Origin of the sequence: Cytobacillus sp. FSL H8-0458 (assembly GCF_038002165.1) — a bacterium.
Lineage (GTDB): Bacteria > Bacillota > Bacilli > Bacillales > Cytobacillaceae > Cytobacillus.
Map to the genome: position 1 here is coordinate 1 of NZ_JBBOBR010000004.1, position 20,723 is coordinate 20,723.

Below are 20,723 nucleotides of genomic sequence, written 5' to 3' on the forward strand. Positions count from 1 at the left end.
CGCAGGTGCTTCTTCCTTTGCTTCCCCCTGCTCTTTCGCTTTCATTTTAGCCAGAGCGGCTGCCTTCGCTTTTGCTGCAGCTTCTTTTTTCAGCTGTTCAAGATCTTTTTCTCCGCTCATAGGTTAGATCACCTTCTTCCCAGTCTTAGCCTCATAACGGATTTTCTCTTTTAACTTATTAATTCCATAAATCAATGCTGCCGGGTTCGGCGGGCATCCTGGTATGTATACATCAACAGGGACAATCTGGTCGACCCCTTTAACAACAGAGTAAGATTTCACATATGGTCCTCCCGCAGTTGCACAAGAACCCATCGCGATCACCCATTTTGGTTCAGGCATCTGATCATAAAGGCGGCGGACAATAGGCGCCATTTTCTTTGTTACTGTACCTGAAACAATCATGACATCAGACTGACGGGGAGATGTACGGAAAAAAGAACCAAAACGGTCCAAATCGTAATGCGATGAACCTACACCCATCATTTCAATGGCACAGCAAGCAAGCCCGAAGGTCATTGGCCACAATGAATTACTCCGCGCCCACGCTTTAATCTGTTCCAAAGTTGCCATAAACACATTACGCTGCAGTTCTTCCATTTCTTCCGGTGTAATATTATCCAGCTTTAAATCCATTTCAGCACCTTCTTTTTCCATGCATAAACAAGTCCAATTATTAGCATAAATACAAAAATCAGCATCTCAATCAATGCAAAAATACCAAGCTTCTCATATGCCACTGCCCAAGGATACAAAAATACTGTTTCCACATCAAAAATGACAAACATCAGGGCAAAAATATAATAGCGGACATTGAACTGCACCCTCGAATCATGGAATGGCTCAATCCCGCTTTCATATGTGGTATACTTCGTATCATATGGCTTATAGGGCCGCAAAAGCTTTCCCAAAAACAAAGCCACCACAGGCAGCAAAACGCCCAGGCACAAAAACACGAAAACTATCAAATAGTTATTCTGGTATAAATTCCAAAGCTCCATGCCCATCCCCTCCAATGCTGAAAATTTTCACAACATTTAAACATGTAACCGTAACCATTATACACCCTACTCTCCCATGTGTCGACACAACCTCAGACTATTATTGGAAATTCTCAACGAACGCATAATTGGATCTCCGGAAGAGAATTTACATAGCCACTTTTGACCCATCCTCCTTAGATTATATGAGCTTGCCCCCTGTCAATATCCATTAATTTCTTCTTTATATTCATTTACCATTAAAAAACAAATTTTCTGCTGTGTCAGTGAGATATGTAACACTATCGGATAATTTTCTTCTTACCATTGCAAGGAAAAAATTTCTATATAAACCATCTTAAGGTTTTAATATATCAAATATGACTATTTCTAATGCTTTTTGTCCATCTAATATGAACATTATGATGTTTTGCCATTTCTTCGTTATTTTCCTGAAATGTACGTAATTTAATTATAACCTCTCTGTTCTTTTACTCAGAATTTTCTGTGCTAGCATAATAATTGTCAACCAAGTTTATAGGAGGTTTAAAATGAAAAAGTATTTTTATTATCTGCTCGCGAGCTTAATCATCTGGAGCACAGCAGGTGTAAGCGCATATGCAGAAGAAGTAACTGTAAATAAAGGGGATACCCTATGGTCCATAGCACAAAAACATGAAGTGTCCGTTCAGGATATTAAAAACTGGAATGGTCTAACTGGAGATTTGATTCACCCAAATGATACACTTGATGTTTCACCTGAAGAAATATACATAGTAGTATCCGGTGATACGCTCTGGAATATTGCCAAAACATACAATATAAGTGTACAAAACCTTAAGAAGTGGAATCAGCTGAAATCCGATTTTATTAAACCTGGATTAGAGCTTATCATCTATAAAAATGAATCAATGAAAAAAGAAGCTGCTAATCCTAAGACCGTCGTAAAAGCAGCAAACACCAATGAGCCTGCAGCAAAAGAAGGCAAAGTTCTGACTGTCACTGCAACTGCCTATACAGCAAGCTGTGAAGGATGTATCGGCATTACAAAAACAGGAGTCAATCTTATCGATAACCCGGAGGAAAAAGTAATTGCAGTTGATCCGGACGTAATTCCTTTGGGTTCTAAAGTATTTGTAGAAGGATATGGATATGCTACAGCCGAGGATATTGGCGGAGGAATTAATGGAAATGAAATTGATGTGTTTATTCCTGCAGAAGAAGATGCACTGCAGTGGGGAAGAAAAGATGTAAAGGTTACTATCCTAAATTAAACAAAGAGGTCTCTCACAGCAGAGACCTCTTATTTCAATTCCTCTATATTTATAGGCTTCTATTCGATCAAGTGTGTTTCAGATACCCGGCAAAAAGCCTTTAAAAGATTTTGCATACATTTAATACGGATCGCTTCGTCAAATAAGAATACGTTAAATATCTCAGCTTCAAGCATGATGAATATTTTCATGGTGGCATCATCCTTATTGCATATATGATTATTTGTAAAATAGCTGATTAACTCTCTTTCATAATATTCTATCGTTCCAAATAATACAGTCGACAAGGATATCACCCCCCTGGATTTCTCAAACCTTGTCTTTCTAAGCACATGTTGATACTATATGACTCTATTCTCCGGGTTTCAACAAAATCTGACACTTTTAACAAAATAGTTAAATTAGTCAAAATAGGCATTCCTTTTTAATATAAATGAAATATAGCTGTTTCCCTTGAAATTAATTTTTGTGATAGAGTTATATTAAGAGCTTAGATTAGGAGAAATACTTATGACTAAAAACAACTGCCCAGTAATTCAAAAGTTCGATGAGCTCGTTAAAAAAAGCAATGAGCTAAAAAGGGAGCTGGATGTGACTCCTTTTGAAGATAAACAAAAATTCATGAGCCTTCTAAAAAAACTCATGACCGTGCATAAGAATTTGGATCAGTTAACCCTATATGACCAGACAAAGTATTAAAATAAATGAAGGACAGGCATTTGCCTGTCCTTTCTTCATGTTTCAGCATCAGCCACTCAACCACCAACATATCAACCATCAATAAAACTCCCCTAAAAAACAGGCTGCCCTCTTAAAGGCAGCCTGTTTCTATCATTAGCGTCTTCTGCGGTTTCTAAGGAACGCAGGTGTATCAAGTGACTCTTCCTGCGGGTCAGCCTGCACACGATAGTTATCCTGAAGCGGTTCCCTATATTCCCGAGGCTCTCTAACCGGCCGGCGATGGCTTGGTTCTTCTGCATACTGATATGTATGATCATATTCTTTTTCTACAGATGGTCTTGCACTCGGTTTAGCTCTTAACTCCTCTTGTTCATTAAAGCCGGTAGCGATAACCGTAACAAGAATTTCTTCCTTTAAGGAATCATTAATGACTGAACCAAAAATCATATTCACTTCTTCATCTGAAGCAGAAGCAACAATATCTGCAGCCTCCTGCACTTCATATAAGCTGATATTTGATCCGCCTGTGATATTCATAATGACGCCGCGGGCTCCGTTAATGGATGTTTCAAGCAGCGGGCTCGAAATGGCTTTACGGGCTGCTTCAGCCGCACGATCCTCTCCGGTGGCAATTCCGATCCCCATCAGTGCTGTTCCTTTATGGGACATTACTGTTTTAACATCGGCAAAATCAAGATTGATTAAACCGGGAACGGCAATCAGGTCAGAAATACCCTGAACGCCTTGGCGAAGAACATTATCCGCTTCCATAAACGCTTCAAGCATAGGTGTTTTTTTATCAATAATCTCCAATAAGCGATCATTTGGAATAATAATCAGCGTATCAACAGCTTTTTTCATAGCTTCGATGCCTGCATCAGCATTGGCTGCACGCTTGCGTCCTTCAAATTTGAAAGGACGGGTTACCACACCGATGGTCAGTGCACCCACTTCACGTGCAATACGTGCAATAGCAGGAGCTGCACCCGTTCCGGTTCCGCCGCCCATTCCGGCAGTAACGAATACCATGTCGGCACCCTTCAGCACTTCACGAAGCTGGCTTTCACTTTCCTCAGCTGCTTTTCTCCCCACTTCAGGATTTGCCCCTGCTCCCAGGCCCCTTGTTAAGGCTGCACCGATTTGCATGGTTACTTCTGCCTTTGATTGATTAAGAGCTTGTCCATCTGTATTGACAGCAATAAACTCTACTCCCTCAACTCCATGTTCGATCATCCGATTAACAGCGTTATTCCCCCCGCCGCCGACTCCGATGACTTTGATCGTAGCGTATTGGTCTATATTTGTATCAAACTCCAGCATTGCGGCTCCTCCTTTTATTCAAATAGACTTGCATAATAGCTTCAAAAAAGAGAGTAACCTTTAAAGGTTTACTCTCTTCTATTGTAAAGGCCTATATAAAAGAATTCGAGTGATTTATCTCTTTTTTGGGGAAATTTTCTTAAAATTTGGGTGGTAAATATTTCTGAAAAAAAACACCCCCCAGCTTTGCCAGGAGGTGTTGTTGTTTGTTATTAGAACTTTCTTTCCGAAACTTCGATACGGTTAATCGCACGCTGAAGTGCAAGCTCTGCACGACGGAAATCAATGTTTTCACGCTTCTGCTCGTTCAGGCGCTGTTCAGCACGCTGCTTGGCACGAACGGCACGCTCTACATCAATTTCATCTGCCTGCTCAGCAGATTGCGCTAAAATCGTTACCTGCTCCGGACGGACTTCAAGGAATCCGCCGCTTACTGCGACGAAATCAGTTTTTCCGCCGTTTTTTAAACGAACGGCTCCAATCTGTAACGGTGCAACCATTGGAATGTGTCCAGGTAAAATTCCAAGCTCACCGCTTTGAGCTTTTGTGCTTACCATTTCCACATCTGATTCATACACCGGGCCATCGGGAGTAACAACACTGACTTTAATCGTCTTCATTTTTTACCCTCCTGGTCCAGAATTAGACCTCTACGCCCATTTTCTTTGCACTCTCGATTACTTCTTCGATTCGGCCGACAAGTCGGAATGCATCTTCTGGCAGGTGGTCGTACTTGCCTTCAAGAATATCTTTGAAGCCTTTAACTGTTTCTTTAACAGGTACGTATGAACCTGGCTGGCCAGTAAACTGCTCAGCAACGTGGAAGTTTTGAGATAAGAAGAACTGGATACGGCGCGCACGTGCTACGATTAGCTTATCTTCATCAGAAAGCTCATCCATACCAAGGATCGCAATGATATCCTGAAGTTCTCTGTAACGCTGTAATGTCTGCTGTACCTGGCGTGCAACTGAGTAGTGCTCTTCGCCAACGATTTCCGGTGATAATGCACGGGAAGTGGAAGCTAATGGGTCCACCGCAGGGTAGATACCCATCTCAGAAAGCTTACGCTCTAGGTTAGTTGTTGCATCTAAGTGGGCGAAAGTTGTAGCCGGAGCCGGATCCGTGTAGTCATCGGCTGGTACGTAAATCGCCTGGATGGAAGTAACAGAACCTACGTTAGTAGATGTGATACGTTCCTGTAATTTACCCATTTCAGTAGCAAGTGTCGGCTGGTAACCAACGGCAGATGGCATACGGCCTAATAGGGCTGATACCTCTGAACCTGCCTGTGTGAAACGGAAGATGTTATCCATGAAGAAAAGAACGTCCTGTCCCTGATCATCACGGAAGAATTCAGCCATTGTCAAACCAGTCAGGGCAACACGCATACGCGCTCCCGGCGGCTCGTTCATCTGACCGAATACCATCGCTGTTTTCTTGATAACGCCTGAATCCGTCATTTCATGATAAAGGTCGTTACCTTCACGCGTACGCTCACCAACACCGGCGAATACAGAAATACCGCCGTGCTCCTGAGCGATGTTATTGATCAATTCCTGGATTAATACGGTTTTACCTACACCGGCACCACCGAACAGACCGATCTTACCACCTTTAATGTATGGAGCAAGAAGGTCTACTACCTTAATTCCAGTTTCAAGAATTTCTACTTCAGTAGAAAGCTGCTCAAACTTAGGAGCCTCTCTGTGGATAGAATCACGACGTGCATCTGCAGCGATTGCTGGATCTAAGTCGATTGATTCACCAAGCACGTTAAATACACGTCCAAGTGTTACATCACCTACTGGTACAGAGATAGGAGCACCCGAATCAACAACTTCACTTCCGCGCTGTAAGCCATCAGTAGAAGACATTGCAATGGTGCGGACTGTATCATCACCTAAATGAAGGGCAACTTCAAGGGTTAAGTTGATGTCAACTTCAGATTCGTTACGCGCTGGGTTTGTAACAGTCAATGCATTATAGATCTCAGGAAGCTGGCCGCTTTCGAACTTTACGTCAACAACCGGACCCATAACTTGAAGAACGCGTCCTTTGTTCATCTTTTTCCCTCCTAATTAAGAATGCGGAAGCGCCTCGGTCAGCCCCGACAAGCATAAGACGAGCCCTGCAGGAAGGCGTTCTTTCCTTCCGGAAGGGATCGGCTTATGACTCGAGGGGCTAGGCGCTGTAGCTGGACTACTCTCATATTAGAGTATAAATCCAGGTTTTATTATTCTAACGCGGCTGCTCCGCCGACGATTTCGGTAATTTCCTGCGTGATGGCTGCCTGACGTGCACGGTTGTAGCTTAGGCTTAACGAGTTGATAAGCTCTTTAGCGTTATCCGTTGCATTCTGCATCGCTGTCATCCTTGCAGCATGTTCGCTTGCCTTACTGTCTAAAAGCGCTCCGTAGATTAAGCTTTCAGCGTATTGAGGCAGCAATACTTTTAAAATTTCTTCAGCGGAAGGTTCAAACTCATAAGATGTAAGCTTTGTCGAGCTGGAGATATCCGTAAGCGGAAGAAGCTTCTTCTCTGTTACATCCTGTTGAATCGCGCTGACATAATGGCTGTAGTACATATATAATTCGTCAAATGTCTCATCAGCGAACATGCCAACTGTTTTGCTGGCAATATCCTTGATTTCAGCAAATGCAGGCTGGTCCGCAACAGCAACAATATCCAGAATGACGTTCATATTGCGCTTTCTGAAAAAGTCACGGCCCACACGTCCGACTGCAATGATTGCATACTCATCCGGTGATTTATGGCGCTTTTGAATTGTCTGGTAGACATTTCGCAAGACGTTACTGTTATAAGCTCCCGCAAGTCCGCGGTCAGAAGTGATTACGAGGTAACCAGTTTTCTTGACTGGGCGGCTGGTCAGCATAGGATGTGAGACATCTTTGCTTCCCAAAGCGATGCTTGCCGTAACTTCCTGGATTTTCTCCATATAAGGCACGAATGACCTCGCATTCATTTCCGCCTTATTCATTTTCGCAGCCGATACCATCTGCATTGCTTTTGTAATTTGACTCGTTTTCTTCGTAGAAGTAATACGATTTTTTATATCGCGTAATGATGCCACAGGTTCTCACCACCCTTTTTCAAAGTTTGTCAGACCCTAACAAGAGAAGCAAAGGGAGGGGATTAAACCCCTAACCTTAATTGCATGCTCTATTATTCGGATACTGCGAAAGTTTTCTTAAAGTCGTTAATCGCAGATGCCATATCGTCATCAGAAGGAAGTTCTTTTGTAGTCACGATATGGTCTAACAAATCTTTGCGGTTATGGTCTAACCATGAAAGGAATTCAGATTCGAAACGACGAATATCCTGTACAGGAATGTCATCTAAGAAGCCGCGAGTTAGAGCGTAAAGGATTGCAACCTGCTTCTCAACTTTTAACGGCTTGTTAAGATCCTGCTTTAGAACCTCTACTGTACGGGCACCACGGTTAAGTTTAGCCTGTGTTGCTTTATCAAGGTCAGAACCGAACTGGGCAAATGATTCAAGTTCACGGTATGAAGCAAGGTCAAGACGCAGTGTACCTGCAACCTTTTTCATTGCTTTGATCTGTGCAGATCCACCTACACGTGATACAGAAAGACCTGCGTTGATCGCCGGACGTACACCGGAGAAGAATAGGTCAGACTGAAGGAAAATTTGTCCGTCAGTGATTGAGATAACGTTTGTCGGAATGTAAGCAGAAACATCGCCTGCTTGTGTTTCGATAAATGGAAGAGCAGTGATTGAACCTGCACCTTTCGCATCGCTTAGCTTCGCAGCGCGCTCAAGCAAGCGGCTGTGCAAGTAGAATACGTCCCCTGGATATGCTTCACGGCCTGGAGGACGGCGCAATAGCAATGAAAGCTCACGGTAAGCAGAAGCTTGCTTTGTTAAGTCATCATACACAACAAGAACGTGCTTGCCGTTGTACATGAACTCTTCACCCATTGTTACCCCAGCGTAAGGAGCCAGGTATAGCATTGGAGCAGGCTGTGATGCAGATGCTGTTACAACGATTGTGTAATCAAGCGCACCTTGCTTACGAAGTGTTTCTACTGCATTACGGACTGTAGATTCTTTTTGCCCGATTGCCACATAGATACATACCATATCCTGATCTTTTTGGTTCAGGATTGTATCGATTGCAACGGAAGTTTTACCTGTTTGACGGTCACCGATGATTAACTCACGCTGTCCGCGGCCGATTGGCACAAGTGCGTCAATCGCCTTGATTCCTGTTTGAAGCGGCTCGTGTACGGATTTACGATCCATAACACCTGGTGCCGGGCTTTCAATCGGACGTGATTTAGTTGTGTTGATTGGCCCCATGCCATCTACTGGCTGTCCAAGAGGGTTTACTACGCGGCCGATTAGTTCTTCACCAACCGGTACCTCCATGATGCGGCCCGTACGGCGTACTTCGTCGCCTTCACGGATTTCTGTAAATGGTCCTAAAATGATAATACCGACGTTATTTTCTTCAAGGTTTTGTGCCATACCCATAACGCCGTTTGAAAATTCAACAAGTTCTCCAGCCATGACATTGTCGAGGCCATGAGCACGAGCGATACCGTCACCAACAGAGATAACCGTACCTACATCACTCACTTGAATTTCCGACTGATAGTTTTCGATTTGCTTTTTTATCAGCGCACTGATTTCTTCAGCATTGATGCTCATGAGTTTCACCCCTATCTACGAATCTTAGCCTAACAATTGACGTTCAAGACGCTCTAGCTTCCCGCGCAAGCTGCCGTCGAAAATCCGGTTTCCGATTCGAAGCTTGATGCCGCCGAGCAAGTTAGTATCAACTATATTGTCAATACGAAGTGATTTTTTCCCAACCTTAGCTGCAAATGACACAGATAATGCTTGCTTCTCTGCTTCAGATAGCGGACGGACAGTGTATACTTTTGCATCCGCAATCCCTTTTTTGTCATTCGCCAGGCTTATAAAATGATCTGCCACATCAGAGATATGATCTTCACGGTGGCGTTCAATTAATATCATTAACGTGTTTAATACAAACGTGTTCACAGATGCAAATGCTTCTTTTAAAATCTCTTTTTTCTTCTCAATTGAAAGCTTTGGAGATTTCAAAACAGACTTTAAATCTGAGTTATGGTTTACTACTTCTTTCACTGCACGAAGCTCTTCTTCCATTTGGTCAAGAAGCTGGTGTTCATTCGCAAGCTGGAAAAGAGCCAACGCGTAGCGCTTTGCTACTGTGGAGCCCGTCATCGCTTTTCTCCTGCCTCTTGAATGTATTCATTGATCAGCTTTTCCTGATCAGCTGCACTTAGTTCCTTCTCGATAACCTTGGAAGCAATTAGGACAGACAATGAAGCGACCTGCTCGCGGATAGCGGCAACCGCCTGTTCTTTCTGCTGCTCGATTTCAAGCTTGGCTGATTCCTTAATGCGCTCAGACTCAGTGCGGGCAGCCGCAACGATCTCCTCACGCTGAACATCGCCTTGTTTCTTCGCATTTTCGATAAGACCCTGTGCTTCAGTACGTGCTTCTTTTAAAAGATTTCTTTGCTCTTCTAAAAGTTTCTTTGCTTCTGTACGGCTTTCTTCAGCCGCTTGAATTTCACTGGCAATGTGCTCTTCACGCTGCTGCATAATGCCCATTAACGGACCCCACGCGAATTTTTTCAGCAATGCCAACAAGATAATGAACATGACCAGCTGGTACAAAATGTCCCCGCCGTTAAAACCGCCGCCTGCAGCGCCTAATACTAGACTGTTTGTTAACACCCTCGATTCACTCCCTTCAAGAGTTGTTCCACTTATGAAACGGAGTCATATGCATGATTCCGAATTAGTTTACGGTAAAAAAACATAAAGGAATGGCGAAGGTTCATGGAATGATCTTCGCCATTTTTGAACGATTGGTACAGTATTAATTAACCGCCGATAACCATGAACGCGATAACAACGCCAATGATCGGAACGGCCTCAACTAGTGCAACCCCGATGAACATTGTAGTTTGAAGCATACCGCGAGCTTCTGGCTGGCGAGCCATACCTTCAACTGTTTTTGATACGATAAGACCGTTACCGATACCGGCACCTAGTGCTGCTAAACCGATTGCAATTGCTGCTGCTAAAAGACCCATTATTGAGTTCCTCCTTAAATTGTATGAAAATTTATTTGTTTAAAATGTTTTGTCCATAAAATGAACAGGTATATATTAATGGTCCTGGCTCACTTTGTGTGCCATATAAACCATTGTTAACATACAGAAAATGAATGCCTGGATAGATCCGACAAAGATTGAGAATCCCTGCCATACAAGTGTTGGTATAACTGCGGCAAGCATTCCGCCTATACCGGCATGTGCGAGTCCTCCGACAAGCAACGTCAGCAGGATTTCACCCGCATAGATGTTACCGTAAAGACGAAGTCCTAATGTCAGAGTGTTTGCAAACTCTTCAATAATTTTCAATGGGAACAAGAAAGGCATTGGCCTGATAAAATCCCGGCCGTATTCTCCTACTCCTTTAAGCTTTACGCCATAGTAATGCGAAAGCCCGACTACCATTGCCGCTAATGTTAAGGTGATAACAGGATCGGCTGTTGGCGATTTCCACCATAAAGTGTGATCATAAGTGATCGCGAACGGAAGTCCGAGCATGTTTGAAACAAAAATATACATGATCAGAGTTAATCCAAGGATATGGAATCTTCCGCCTGTCTTCCAGTCCATCGTACTGTTAATGATATTCTTAACAAAATCCATTACCCATTCGAAGAAGTTCTGCATCCCCGTTGGTTTCATGGCCAAGCGACGGGTTGAAAGCAAAGCAATAATGAAGACAATAGCACTTGCCACTGTGATCATCAGTACGTTTGATAAGTTAAAATTCAATCCTAAAAAGTCCACTATAGGAGCTTCATGATGCAATAGTGTTCACCTCTCTTCCCGCTATTTACGTAAATGAAAAGATTGAAGAAAATAATCTATCATAATGACAATATAGGATGTCATTAATCCAAATACCACACTGATCAGATGCAGCTTCTCAGGATATTCCAGAGCGATCATGACAGCAAATACCGCTGTAGCCATCCTGGATACCGTTCCAAGTGAACGCACCTTCTCGCCTCTCTCGACAGCCTCTCCAAATTGAAGCGCCTTTCGGGAAATCAGCCACAAATTGAACAGACTTAAGCTCGTACCAAAGATCAAGCCAAGAAAAATAGATTGATAAGGTGTAAAACCCCAGCCGAGAACATATACAGACAACAAAAGAAATATGTATTTTCGCTGTCTCTGAAAAGTTGCTTTGATTTCCGGCATGTTGTTCATTCCCCTGTGAAAAAATGTTGGATTAGGCGAAGCATGGCGTAAATCCCGGCGCCCAGTCCAATGAACAAGCCGATTAAAAGGAATAAAGGCTCAGTTCCTGCCTTGCTGTCAAGCCATCTTCCAGCGAAAATGCCAATGAGCGTGGAACCTACTAACTGGGAAAGAATGGCGGACATTAAGGCCATCGCCTTAAATGGGTTGCGGTCTTTTTGACGCATAAAAACGCATCCTCCCTTAAAGAGAATGGTAAGAGGGTTTTGAGGCCGTAAATAATCATATAAACATCATGCAGAAGTGGGAAATATGTCTGCAAAAATATTTTGAAAACCCTATCATCTTTTACCCTTTGTAAGCATACAATAGGGCTTTGTCAATGTCAATGCGTTTGGAGTGAAAAAGTTCACAAACAAAAAGGTAAAAATATGGTATGTTCACATATTTATCACAATTAATTTTCGGATTTCTATTGAAAAAGGAGCGAGATTCTGCATCGCTCCTGAAAACGCTTTATTTTCACTTACTTAGTACCCTCTTCTGATTCTGCTGAAGGCTCCGGGTCCCCCAGCTGGCCATCCGGCCTCACAAATAGATACGTTTCGATCCAGTCTTCCCTGCCTGCCTTTTTGGCAAACACTTTCGCCAGGTACAGCCCCGGCCCAGGCAGTTTGTCAGCAGGGATTTCCTGCAGCAGCTGCCCCTTGCCGGCATTTCTTTTCCAATCCAGAAATCCCATGAACCGGAGACTTTCCGAATCAAACATCGCAATTCCGAATTCCTCCGCCCCGCCAGGCAAATACACTTCATAACGATAGGTGCCAGGCTTATCTCCTTTGCCGATTCCGAATCCCATCACCCTTGGGTAATCCGGCTCTTCAAGCACATACAGGTATGGAATATGGATACTCTCTGCTCCTGTTTTCAATAGAAGGTACCCGTCATGGATCTTTTTCTTTAAAAGGGTCGGATCAGCAGACATTTTAATTTCAGCCTTTTTCTTTTCGCCCGGGTTCAATTGAAACGTCATAGGCATTTCCCAATTGATGCCCTGCTCCTTATAGGGTACAGAAAAAGAATAAGACTGCGTTTTTTCACTTATATTTTCAACCGTTATAAAACTGCTGTGGTCATGCAGCCTGTCCGCGATTTGAAATTTCCCGAATTGCATGGAAGCCGGGAAGACAAGCGTTTCTGCTTTCAGCGCCTGATCAAGCTGGATTCTGCCGGCCCCCTGCTCATACGTTCTATATGTTTGTCCTTCCGCGTTCCTAATAAGTTTAGCGGTATTCATGAGTGCCGCCTTGATCTGTTCCGGTCCCCATTCAGGATGAGCCTGTTTGAGGATAGCACAGGCACCTGCTACATGCGGAGCGGCCATGCTTGTTCCCTGAAGCGGGAGGTATCCGCCGGGAATGGTGCTGTTTATGGCGACTCCCGGTGCCACAACATCAGGTTTAATTTCCCATGTGGATGTAACAGGTCCGCGGGAACTGAAGTCAGCCAATATGTCCCTTTCTTCTATTATATTAGTCCGGGCAAGGAGCCGCCCTTCCTTCATGAGCTTCTTGAGCTTCTCTCCCTCTTCCTTTGAAAGTGCCGCTGCCGGAATGGGAACCTCGCTGTCCAGATTGCCAAAGAACCTGCCTTTTGTATTGTTATAGATAATGATTCCCTCTGCTCCTGCTTCCATCGCATGGACCGCTTTATCTGTAAACGTCAGTTCCCCTCTTTCTATTAGTACTATTTTTCCTTCCGCATTCTTCAATTCATCCGGATGCGCGAGTCCTCCATCGATCATTTCATAGGAGCGGTCAAATTCCCATTCCTTTGAACCCTGCAGCAAATCAAGGCGGATTTCGCGACCGTTTATACTCAAAAATGGCACCTTTATCGTTGGTGTAGAGGCTCCAACAGAAATAGCCTTCGACGCTGTTCCCGGAGAACCGACCGTCCATATATTCGGTCCTGAATTGCCTGATGAAGTGACAGCGGTTATTCCTTTTTCAACCGCTTTATTCAGGGCCATGCTTATCGGAAGGTCAGGGCCGTTTACGTTATTTCCTAATGAAAGGTTTAATACATCCACTTTATCCTTTATGGCCTGTTCGATGGCCGCAATCACCTGTTCTGTTGTTCCGCTTCCGCCTGGTCCGAGAGCCCTGTAAGCGATGATGGTTGATTCCGGTGCGACCCCCTGGATCCTGCCATTTGCCGCTATGATGCCTGCGACGTGAGTGCCATGCAGTGTGCCTTGTCCCCCTGCAGCCTTCGTTTCCATCGGATCTCTATCATTATCCACCAGATCGCGACCGCCGCCATAGCTTCTTCGTAAGTCGGGATGATTATAATCGATGCCGGTGTCGATCACGCCTACTTTTACACCCTTACCTGTGAGGCGCTGATTATTTTCATCATAATAGCCTCGGGCATTCAGGCCGCCAATCAGCTTGATATTGTCATTGGAATGTACATGATAGGTATTAACCGGTGAAACAGAAGAGACTGACTCCAGCTTTTGCAGGCTTTGCAATGCAGATGGCTTTCCTTTAACCGAAAAGCCGTTTAAGGCCTGATTGAATGTATGCCTGATTCGCAGATCAGGATTTTGTTCTATCATTTTTTTTATTTCCTGTTCCTTCTTTGCATCACTTAATACAACGATTGCCACTTTTTCAATATCCGATGATTCTTCCGGTATAGGAGGGTGTGAAAGTGTTCGGGCTGAAACAGGCGTTTGACTCCAAAACAAGGATATGACTGTTATGACCAGTAGGAATTTTTTCATTAGAAAACCCACCCTCTTTTTGTTTTAGGGTGGGCTGAATAGATGTCTTGTATGCGTAAATCCATATAAAATTACGGCTAATTCAAGGATTCATAAACAATATTAGCTACTTCTTTAGATAGAGCGCCTGTGCTCCGGTATGAACCGCTTGGTAAAGGGCCGTTGTTTTGTTTGTTCGTCAGCAGGATAATCTGAAGGTTTTCCTCTGGATCGATAATAACCTGTGTTCCGGTAAAACCTGTATGGCCAAAGGCTTTGTCAGAATAGTGTTCTCCCATATACCAGCTTTTACCCAGCTCCCAGCCATAACCTTGGCCAAAGCGCTGAGGAGAGGTAAACATATCAATCACTTCTTTATCATACATTTTGCTTTTCCCATATGTTCCCCCATTTAACATTGTCTGGCCCAATACGGCAAGGTCCCTTGCTGTTGAAAATAAACCGGCATGGCCTGCAACACCTTTATTGCCATAGAAGCTATTTCCATCATTAACTTCTCCAACTAAGGTGTAATTTCTCCAGTATTTGAACATGTCCGGGCTTTCTTCAACATAGTACCCGAAATTAGGGTCATCAATCATTTTATACTCATAAGGATTTCCCCATGAGGTAGCCGCAATTTTTTTCTTGAAATGGTCCGGTGGGGTAAACATCGTATCATGCATTTTTAAAGGTTTATAAATATTTTCTTCTAAGTATTTATCCAATTTCTGTCCACTAATCTCTTCAATCAAAAAACCCAGCATCATAAAGCTAAAATCGCTATATCTTCTGTCAGTGCCAATTGGATATTCAAGGGGCAGCTTGTTTATATAATTCAGGACCTCTTCCGAATTATCAGCGTAAAGGTATGTCGGCTTCCAAGGAGTTAAACCAGAGGTGTGTGTCAGCAGGTCAGCTACTGTAATATCTTCTTTTCCATGCTGGGCAAACTCAGGAATAAAATCAGATATCCTGTCATTGACTGAGAGTTTCCCGTCACTAACAAGTTTCATAATGCCCTGAGTTGTTCCCATTACCTTCGTAACGGAAGCAAGGTCGAACATTGTTTTCTTTTTCATTTTTCTGGGGTTCTCGAGCAATTCCCCCATATCATACTTTTGTGCATATCCGTACGCTTCCTGTTTGACAATCTTTCCATCCTTGGCCACAAGAACTACTGCACCCGGTGTAACACCATCCGCAATAGCCTCCGTAATGGCTTTATCAATACCCTTCAATTTCTCCGGATCAAAGCCTGCCTTTTTCGGATGGGCTTGACTTAATTTCTCCCCGGACCATTCTTTGGCATTCACCATATTTCCAGAAAAAGCTGCAGAACTTAAGACTAATGTGAGTACGATTAACAATAACCTTAATCTTTTCAAAACATCATCTCCTTTATAGGTTAACCAATATACAATATTCTGTATAATTCATACTATCTATCTTTCAATTGATTATCAATATAGTTTTTGGTATTTTCAGAAAATAGTACTTTTAGATTATACGGCAGAAAAAAAGCCATCAAATGAATGATGGCTTTCTCCCTTTATGTATTAAAACAGCTGATTTGGTTCCAGTTTTCCTTTTTGAATTAAATGGTCCCGCTTTTTATCTCTCCACATATCCGCAATGGTCGCGGCTATCAGTAATACTGTAAGCAGGATTCCTTTTCCTTCTGCCAGCTTAAATACCAGGGCGATAAAACCTTCAGACATGAAGGTTCCCATTAATGAACCTACCAGCATGATGATCCAGACAATCAATGCTCCTTCTAAAACGGCTAATGCTCTCATTTATTCGACCTCCTGGGTATATAAAATCATTATGCCAATACCCCGCAGACAGCAGTCTAAACGTTAATCTTACAAATCGGGCATTCCTTTACTTTCCAAAAATCTTCTGCCAGATGCTTTTGCTTTTTTCAGCCTCTAAGGCACCGGCTACTTCTTCTACAGACTTTTGAGTCGCCATCAATTTTTCATACAGAGAAGTAACTTTTTCGCTTTCTTTTTCATAGCCTTGTGCATGGGCATTTCTTAAATCTTCAATTGTGAGTTTGAGCTCGTGCACCTCATGTATCAGCTGTTTATTTTGTTCCCTGATTTTATTCTGGGTAAGACGGGATTGCTCGTTTTGCTGCACAAGGAAGCTGACAAGCTTTTTCATATCTGTCAGTTCGGAATTCACATTCATAAGCGAGGTAGAGCTGCTTTCTTCCTCATCCTCCACTGTAATGATGACCGGAATTCCCGCATCCTCAAGCTTTGCTGTGACTTCCTCTTTTTTCAGCCCATCTGAATATAATTTCCGGATAAATTTAAGCTTTTCAATTTCGGAAGCCTGGATTTTATAGCGATTATGTTCCTTCCGATAATTTATGTATTCTGCATGCTCCTGCAAATAACGCTTTAAGCTATTCTCAGGTATGTCCGGAAGTGCCTCTTTAAGCTCCTTCATTGTCAAATACTGATTTGCCAACGTCCTCAGCACCTTTCTTGGTATCTTGCCGATCACCCAGCTCCCGCCAGGTATTACCCATGACTAACCACCTAACCGCCAACAAAACCACCATGGTCATTTTTACGGTAAATGCTCCTTTAATGATGTCATCTATCCCGCCTTTTCTCCAACCATGATTACGCAATTTGACCACTTTTATTCATCATGAAATATTGATATATCAACATTTTGCATATAACCATCCAACCATCAACATGTTAACCGCTTACTAATTCTATTCGGATCTGCCTTCCTTTTCTTCTATACTCTATCATAACTTTTCCAGCTTTACGGGGAAAGAGACTTTTAACATAAAAATTAAATAGATTTCCCCGCTCATCATCAACCATCCAACCACCAACATATCAACCATGTTGCTTTTCAGATAGTGAGACCCGCTCCTCCCCTCCCCTTTTTGAAAAAAGAACAGAAAAATGCACCTCGATTTAAGAGAGGTGCATTTCTTTTAGTTTTGCGGTTTATATTCTTAGACGATCATTCGTCTGTTTAAAATGGTAGCGGATCGCATCTCAAATTCTCCTGGAAGCATTTCCGTCTCCATATGGGTTTACAGCTTTAGCCATTTTTACGTAAACTGCCCCATCAGTCAGAAGCTCCGTTGCCAGTTCGTAAATTGGCTGTTCCTCAATGCCGGCAAGCTTAAGGGTTCCTGCTTCAATTCCTTCAGGCCTTTCCGTTGTATCATGCAGAACAAGGACAGGCACACCAAGTGATGGTGCTTCTTCCTGAACTCCGCCTGTATCGGTCAGAATCAGATGAGCTCTTGAAGCAAAGTTATGGAAATCTATGACGTCAAGCGGCTCAATTAGGTTAATGCGGCTATCGCTGCCATGGATTTCTGATGCAATCTCCCGTACAGCAGGGTTCATATGAACGGGATATACGACTTGTATATCTTTCTGTTCTTGCACCAGCCTTTTAATAGCCTTGAACATGTTGCGCATCGGTTCGCCCAGGTTTTCACGGCGGTGTGCTGTCAGAAGCACTAGGCGGTCATCACCGATTTACTCAAGGACTTCATGATGCTACGTATCTTTATCCGTTGTTTTAAGCGCATCGATTGCCGTGTTTCCGGTGATGAAAATACTGTTGTTCTCTTTATTCTCATTTAAGAGGTTTTCCGCTGACTTCGATGTTGGCGAGAAGTGCAGATCAGCCATGACACCTGTTAGCTGGCGGTTCATTTCCTCAGGGAATGGAGAGTATTTATTCCAGGTGCGCAGTCCCGCTTCCACATGGCCGACGACAATCTGGTTATAGAAAGCGGCAAGGCTTGCAATAAACGTTGTAGTGGTATCACCGTGAACAAGCACGATATCCGGCTTTACTTCCTTCATGATCTTATCAACACCCTCAAGTCCGCGTGTAGTCACGTCTACCAGTGTCTGGCGGTCTTTCATGATATTCAGGTCATAATCGGGTGTGACCTTAAAAAATATTTAATACCTGATCAAGCATTTCGCGATGCTGTGCCGTCACGGTCACAATCGATTCAAAATGCTCAGGGTGTTTTTGAAGTTCAAGAACAAGAGGGGCCATTTTAATGGCTTCCGGCCTTGTCCCGAAAATTGTCATTACTCTTATTGAGGAAAACATTTAAAGCACCTTCCCCTTACATAAAAGATAAATACCTCTTATCTTTCTATGATTAAAAAGGGGATAAGGTGCTTCAAAAAGGAATTATTTCGTTCCGAATAAACGGTCGCCTGCATCGCCAAGGCCAGGAACAATATAGCCTTTTTCGTTCAATTTTTCGTCTAATGCTGCGATATAGATATCAACGTCAGGGTGAGCTTCTTTCACAGCTTCTACGCCTTCAGGAGCGGCAATTAGGCACATGAATTTAATGTTTTTGCCTCCGCGCTTTTTGAGAGAGTGGATTGCTTCAACTGCAGAGCCGCCCGTTGCAAGCATAGGGTCAACTACGATGAAATCTCTTTCTTCCACATCACTTGGAAGCTTTACATAGTATTCAACCGGCTGCAGGGTTTCCGGGTCGCGGTACAAACCGATATGGCCCACTTTTGCAGCTGGAATCAGCTTCAGGATGCCGTCAACCATTCCAATTCCCGCGCGCAGAATTGGGATGATCCCTATCTTTTTACCTGCAAGCACATTGGACTTCATCGTGCTGACTGGTGTATCAATTGTGATTTCTTCTAAAGGCATATCACGGGTAATTTCGAATGCCATCAGTGTTGCCACTTCATCGACAAGCTCACGGAATTCCTTTGTTCCTGTACTCTTTTCACGAATGTATGTAAGCTTATGCTGAATTAATGGATGATCAAATACGTAAACCTTTGCCATGAGTATCTCTCCTTTTCATTATGCAGATTGGTCGAACCACACTTCGTCTAATTTTACAGAAAAACAATTCCATCGGCAACTATGATTCGTATTTGTAAAAGAAAAGTCATTATTAATAAGAAAAGCGGAAGTCGAGAGTTTATTGGCGACATCGATGAATTTGCTTAGCACCGGTAGCCGTTGGCGCCTGAAGCCAGACAGTTTCTCTAAGTCCAAAATTTTCTTATATTGCCACACAAAAGCCGGCCTCAAGCTGAGACCGGCTGATGATTAATATTCAGGATATAAAGTGAAGCTGCCTGTTAGGGCTTCTACGCGCTGCGCAGCTTCTTGAAGCTTTCCTTCATCTTCATGATTTTTCAGTGTAAAGGCGATGATGGATGCAATTTCCTGCATTTCTTTTTCGCCAAATCCGCGGGACGTAACGGCCGCTGTACCAATACGGATACCGCTTGTCACGAATGGGCTTTCCGGATCGAAAGGGATCGTGTTTTTGTTGACTGTAATGCCGACCTCATCAAGTACTTTCTCAGCTACTTTCCCAGTTAGGCCAAGGGAGCGGAGATCAACCAGCAGCAAATGGTTGTCTGTACCCTGTGATACAAGGTCAATTCCTTCAGCCTGCAATGCTTCAGCCAATTTTTTTGCATTCGAAATGATATTGCCTGCATAGTTTTTGAAATCTTCCTGAAGCGCTTCGCCGAAGGCAACTGCTTTTGCCGCAATGACGTGCATTAAAGGACCGCCCTGGATTCCAGGGAAAATAGATTTATCAATTTTCTTCGCGTATTCTTCTTTGCAGAGAATCATGCCGCCGCGCGGTCCGCGCAATGTCTTGTGAGTAGTAGTTGTAACAAAGTCCGCGAACGGAACAGGATTCTGATGAAGCCCAGCAGCTACAAGTCCTGCAATATGAGCCATATCAACCATCAGCATGGCACCTACTTCATCGGCAATCTCACGGAAACGCTTGAAGTCAATTTCACGCGGATAGGCACTTGCACCCGCTACGATTAATTTCGGCTTAGACGTGCGGGCTTTTTCAAGGACATCTTCGTAATCAATGCGGTGTGTTTCTTTATCCACGCCATATTCAACGAAATTGTACTGCACGCCGCTGAAGTTAACAGGGCTGCCATGAGTTAAATGTCCGCCATGGGATAGATTCATGCCAAGAACAGTATCTCCCTGCTCTAAAACAGTGAAGTATACGGCCATGTTTGCCTGTGCACCTGAATGCGGCTGTACGTTCACATGCTCTGCACCAAAAATTTCTTTCGCACGGTCACGGGCTAAATCTTCGACTACATCCACATGCTCACATCCGCCATAATAGCGGCGGCCCGGATAGCCTTCTGCATACTTGTTGGTCAAAACAGAACCCTGTGCTTCCATTACCGCTTCACTGACAAAGTTTTCAGAAGCGATTAATTCAATCTTTGTTCTCTGGCGTCCTAATTCTTCTTGAATTGACTTGAAAACCTGCTCATCCTGCTGTGCTAAATGCTTCATAAGAATCCTCCCTTTTCTCCAACACACTTTT

The 20,723-nt window shown here is 43.4% G+C and carries 22 protein-coding genes and 1 pseudogene; 2 read left to right on the top strand and 21 right to left on the bottom strand.

Features of this window, described 5'->3' with window-relative positions:
- Positions 1–123 precede the first annotated feature (123 nt).
- Together NYE23_RS24630 and NYE23_RS24635 are read right to left on the bottom strand one after the other, a co-directional pair.
- Positions 124–636, bottom strand: a complete 513-nt coding sequence (locus NYE23_RS24630) for a NuoB/complex I 20 kDa subunit family protein (RefSeq protein ID WP_035327895.1) — start codon at positions 634–636, stop codon at positions 124–126.
- A complete protein-coding gene (locus NYE23_RS24635) occupies positions 627–1,001 on the bottom strand; it encodes an NADH-quinone oxidoreductase subunit A (RefSeq protein ID WP_035327896.1) in 375 nt (124 codons plus the stop codon). The genes NYE23_RS24630 and NYE23_RS24635 overlap by 10 nt, the downstream gene beginning before the upstream one ends.
- 530 nt (positions 1,002–1,531) lie before the next feature.
- On the opposite strand from NYE23_RS24635, the gene NYE23_RS24640 reads away from it, so the two are divergent.
- A complete protein-coding gene (locus tag NYE23_RS24640) occupies positions 1,532–2,254 on the top strand; it encodes a LysM peptidoglycan-binding and 3D domain-containing protein (protein WP_341082097.1) in 723 nt (240 codons plus the stop codon).
- Between the two features lie 59 nt (positions 2,255–2,313).
- Here NYE23_RS24640 and NYE23_RS24645 read toward each other — a convergent pair whose 3' ends face one another.
- Positions 2,314–2,541, bottom strand: a complete 228-nt coding sequence (locus NYE23_RS24645) for a hypothetical protein (RefSeq protein ID WP_341082099.1) — start codon at positions 2,539–2,541, stop codon at positions 2,314–2,316.
- Positions 2,542–2,764: 223 nt separating this feature from the next.
- Between NYE23_RS24645 and NYE23_RS24650 the strand changes: the two genes are divergently transcribed.
- Positions 2,765–2,953 (top strand): hypothetical protein, encoded by a 189-nt coding sequence (locus NYE23_RS24650; protein ID WP_341082101.1) that lies wholly within the window; start codon positions 2,765–2,767, stop codon positions 2,951–2,953.
- Between the two features lie 135 nt (positions 2,954–3,088).
- Here NYE23_RS24650 and ftsZ read toward each other — a convergent pair whose 3' ends face one another.
- The 18 genes and pseudogenes from ftsZ to glyA form a co-directional block, all read right to left on the bottom strand.
- Complete coding sequence (gene ftsZ, locus NYE23_RS24655; protein WP_341082104.1) at positions 3,089–4,255, bottom strand: cell division protein FtsZ; 1,167 nt, start codon at positions 4,253–4,255, stop codon at positions 3,089–3,091.
- A 212-nt stretch (positions 4,256–4,467) separates the two neighbouring features.
- Positions 4,468–4,875 (bottom strand): F0F1 ATP synthase subunit epsilon, encoded by a 408-nt coding sequence (locus NYE23_RS24660; RefSeq protein WP_035327916.1) that lies wholly within the window; start codon positions 4,873–4,875, stop codon positions 4,468–4,470.
- A 22-nt stretch (positions 4,876–4,897) separates the two neighbouring features.
- Positions 4,898–6,319, bottom strand: coding sequence for a F0F1 ATP synthase subunit beta (gene atpD / locus NYE23_RS24665; RefSeq protein WP_048007945.1), 1,422 nt, complete (start codon positions 6,317–6,319; stop codon positions 4,898–4,900).
- A gap of 170 nt (positions 6,320–6,489) precedes the next feature.
- Complete coding sequence (locus NYE23_RS24670) at positions 6,490–7,347, bottom strand: F0F1 ATP synthase subunit gamma (protein WP_341082106.1); 858 nt, start codon at positions 7,345–7,347, stop codon at positions 6,490–6,492.
- A gap of 92 nt (positions 7,348–7,439) precedes the next feature.
- Complete coding sequence (gene atpA / locus NYE23_RS24675) at positions 7,440–8,948, bottom strand: F0F1 ATP synthase subunit alpha (RefSeq protein WP_035327926.1); 1,509 nt, start codon at positions 8,946–8,948, stop codon at positions 7,440–7,442.
- Between the two features lie 24 nt (positions 8,949–8,972).
- Entirely contained in the window at positions 8,973–9,509 is a 537-nt protein-coding gene (locus NYE23_RS24680) for a F0F1 ATP synthase subunit delta (RefSeq protein WP_341082107.1), read from the bottom strand.
- Positions 9,506–10,027, bottom strand: a complete 522-nt coding sequence (locus NYE23_RS24685) for a F0F1 ATP synthase subunit B (protein WP_159863239.1) — start codon at positions 10,025–10,027, stop codon at positions 9,506–9,508. The genes NYE23_RS24680 and NYE23_RS24685 overlap by 4 nt, the downstream gene beginning before the upstream one ends.
- A gap of 149 nt (positions 10,028–10,176) precedes the next feature.
- The gene (gene atpE / locus NYE23_RS24690; RefSeq protein WP_009332220.1) at positions 10,177–10,389 is read right to left on the bottom strand and encodes a F0F1 ATP synthase subunit C; all 213 of its coding nucleotides are present in this window, start codon (positions 10,387–10,389) and stop codon (positions 10,177–10,179) included.
- Positions 10,390–10,464: 75 nt separating this feature from the next.
- Entirely contained in the window at positions 10,465–11,178 is a 714-nt protein-coding gene (gene atpB / locus NYE23_RS24695) for a F0F1 ATP synthase subunit A (protein ID WP_048007942.1), read from the bottom strand.
- Positions 11,179–11,199: 21 nt separating this feature from the next.
- Complete coding sequence (locus NYE23_RS24700; protein ID WP_222499247.1) at positions 11,200–11,574, bottom strand: ATP synthase subunit I; 375 nt, start codon at positions 11,572–11,574, stop codon at positions 11,200–11,202.
- Between the two features lie 5 nt (positions 11,575–11,579).
- Positions 11,580–11,801, bottom strand: a complete 222-nt coding sequence (locus NYE23_RS24705; protein ID WP_048007940.1) for an AtpZ/AtpI family protein — start codon at positions 11,799–11,801, stop codon at positions 11,580–11,582.
- Between the two features lie 299 nt (positions 11,802–12,100).
- The gene (locus NYE23_RS24710; protein WP_341082111.1) at positions 12,101–14,365 is read right to left on the bottom strand and encodes a S8 family serine peptidase; all 2,265 of its coding nucleotides are present in this window, start codon (positions 14,363–14,365) and stop codon (positions 12,101–12,103) included.
- Positions 14,366–14,442: 77 nt separating this feature from the next.
- Entirely contained in the window at positions 14,443–15,732 is a 1,290-nt protein-coding gene (locus tag NYE23_RS24715; protein WP_341082112.1) for a serine hydrolase, read from the bottom strand.
- A gap of 171 nt (positions 15,733–15,903) precedes the next feature.
- Entirely contained in the window at positions 15,904–16,143 is a 240-nt protein-coding gene (locus NYE23_RS24720; RefSeq protein ID WP_076257111.1) for a hypothetical protein, read from the bottom strand.
- Positions 16,144–16,231: 88 nt separating this feature from the next.
- Positions 16,232–16,828: a hypothetical protein gene (locus NYE23_RS24725; protein ID WP_222499239.1), complete on the bottom strand. Its 597-nt coding sequence runs from the start codon at positions 16,826–16,828 to the stop codon at positions 16,232–16,234.
- A gap of 551 nt (positions 16,829–17,379) precedes the next feature.
- A pseudogene (gene wecB / locus NYE23_RS24730) lies at positions 17,380–18,466 on the bottom strand (non-hydrolyzing UDP-N-acetylglucosamine 2-epimerase).
- A gap of 84 nt (positions 18,467–18,550) precedes the next feature.
- Complete coding sequence (gene upp, locus NYE23_RS24735) at positions 18,551–19,180, bottom strand: uracil phosphoribosyltransferase (protein ID WP_035327952.1); 630 nt, start codon at positions 19,178–19,180, stop codon at positions 18,551–18,553.
- Positions 19,181–19,450: 270 nt separating this feature from the next.
- Positions 19,451–20,692: a serine hydroxymethyltransferase gene (glyA, locus tag NYE23_RS24740; RefSeq protein ID WP_341082115.1), complete on the bottom strand. Its 1,242-nt coding sequence runs from the start codon at positions 20,690–20,692 to the stop codon at positions 19,451–19,453.
- Between the last annotated feature and the right edge of the window lie 31 nt (positions 20,693–20,723).

What these genes read in the sequence shown, in the direction of transcription:
- NYE23_RS24660 (WP_035327916.1), bottom strand. Translation starts at nt 4,875, where the DNA reads ATGAAGACGATTAAAGTCAGTGTTGTTACTCCCGATGGCCCGGTGTAT.
- NYE23_RS24640 (WP_341082097.1), top strand. Translation starts at nt 1,532, where the DNA reads ATGAAAAAGTATTTTTATTATCTGCTCGCGAGCTTAATCATCTGGAGC.
- atpD (WP_048007945.1), bottom strand. Translation starts at nt 6,319, where the DNA reads ATGAACAAAGGACGCGTTCTTCAAGTTATGGGTCCGGTTGTTGACGTA.
- ftsZ (WP_341082104.1), bottom strand. Translation starts at nt 4,255, where the DNA reads ATGCTGGAGTTTGATACAAATATAGACCAATACGCTACGATCAAAGTC.
- atpE (WP_009332220.1), bottom strand. Translation starts at nt 10,389, where the DNA reads ATGGGTCTTTTAGCAGCAGCAATTGCAATCGGTTTAGCAGCACTAGGT.
- glyA (WP_341082115.1), bottom strand. Translation starts at nt 20,692, where the DNA reads ATGAAGCATTTAGCACAGCAGGATGAGCAGGTTTTCAAGTCAATTCAA.
- NYE23_RS24710 (WP_341082111.1), bottom strand. Translation starts at nt 14,365, where the DNA reads ATGAAAAAATTCCTACTGGTCATAACAGTCATATCCTTGTTTTGGAGT.
- NYE23_RS24680 (WP_341082107.1), bottom strand. Translation starts at nt 9,509, where the DNA reads ATGACGGGCTCCACAGTAGCAAAGCGCTACGCGTTGGCTCTTTTCCAG.
- NYE23_RS24700 (WP_222499247.1), bottom strand. Translation starts at nt 11,574, where the DNA reads ATGCCGGAAATCAAAGCAACTTTTCAGAGACAGCGAAAATACATATTT.
- NYE23_RS24720 (WP_076257111.1), bottom strand. Translation starts at nt 16,143, where the DNA reads ATGAGAGCATTAGCCGTTTTAGAAGGAGCATTGATTGTCTGGATCATC.
- NYE23_RS24635 (WP_035327896.1), bottom strand. Translation starts at nt 1,001, where the DNA reads ATGGAGCTTTGGAATTTATACCAGAATAACTATTTGATAGTTTTCGTG.
- atpA (WP_035327926.1), bottom strand. Translation starts at nt 8,948, where the DNA reads ATGAGCATCAATGCTGAAGAAATCAGTGCGCTGATAAAAAAGCAAATC.
- NYE23_RS24630 (WP_035327895.1), bottom strand. Translation starts at nt 636, where the DNA reads ATGGATTTAAAGCTGGATAATATTACACCGGAAGAAATGGAAGAACTG.
- NYE23_RS24650 (WP_341082101.1), top strand. Translation starts at nt 2,765, where the DNA reads ATGACTAAAAACAACTGCCCAGTAATTCAAAAGTTCGATGAGCTCGTT.
- upp (WP_035327952.1), bottom strand. Translation starts at nt 19,180, where the DNA reads ATGGCAAAGGTTTACGTATTTGATCATCCATTAATTCAGCATAAGCTT.
- NYE23_RS24705 (WP_048007940.1), bottom strand. Translation starts at nt 11,801, where the DNA reads ATGCGTCAAAAAGACCGCAACCCATTTAAGGCGATGGCCTTAATGTCC.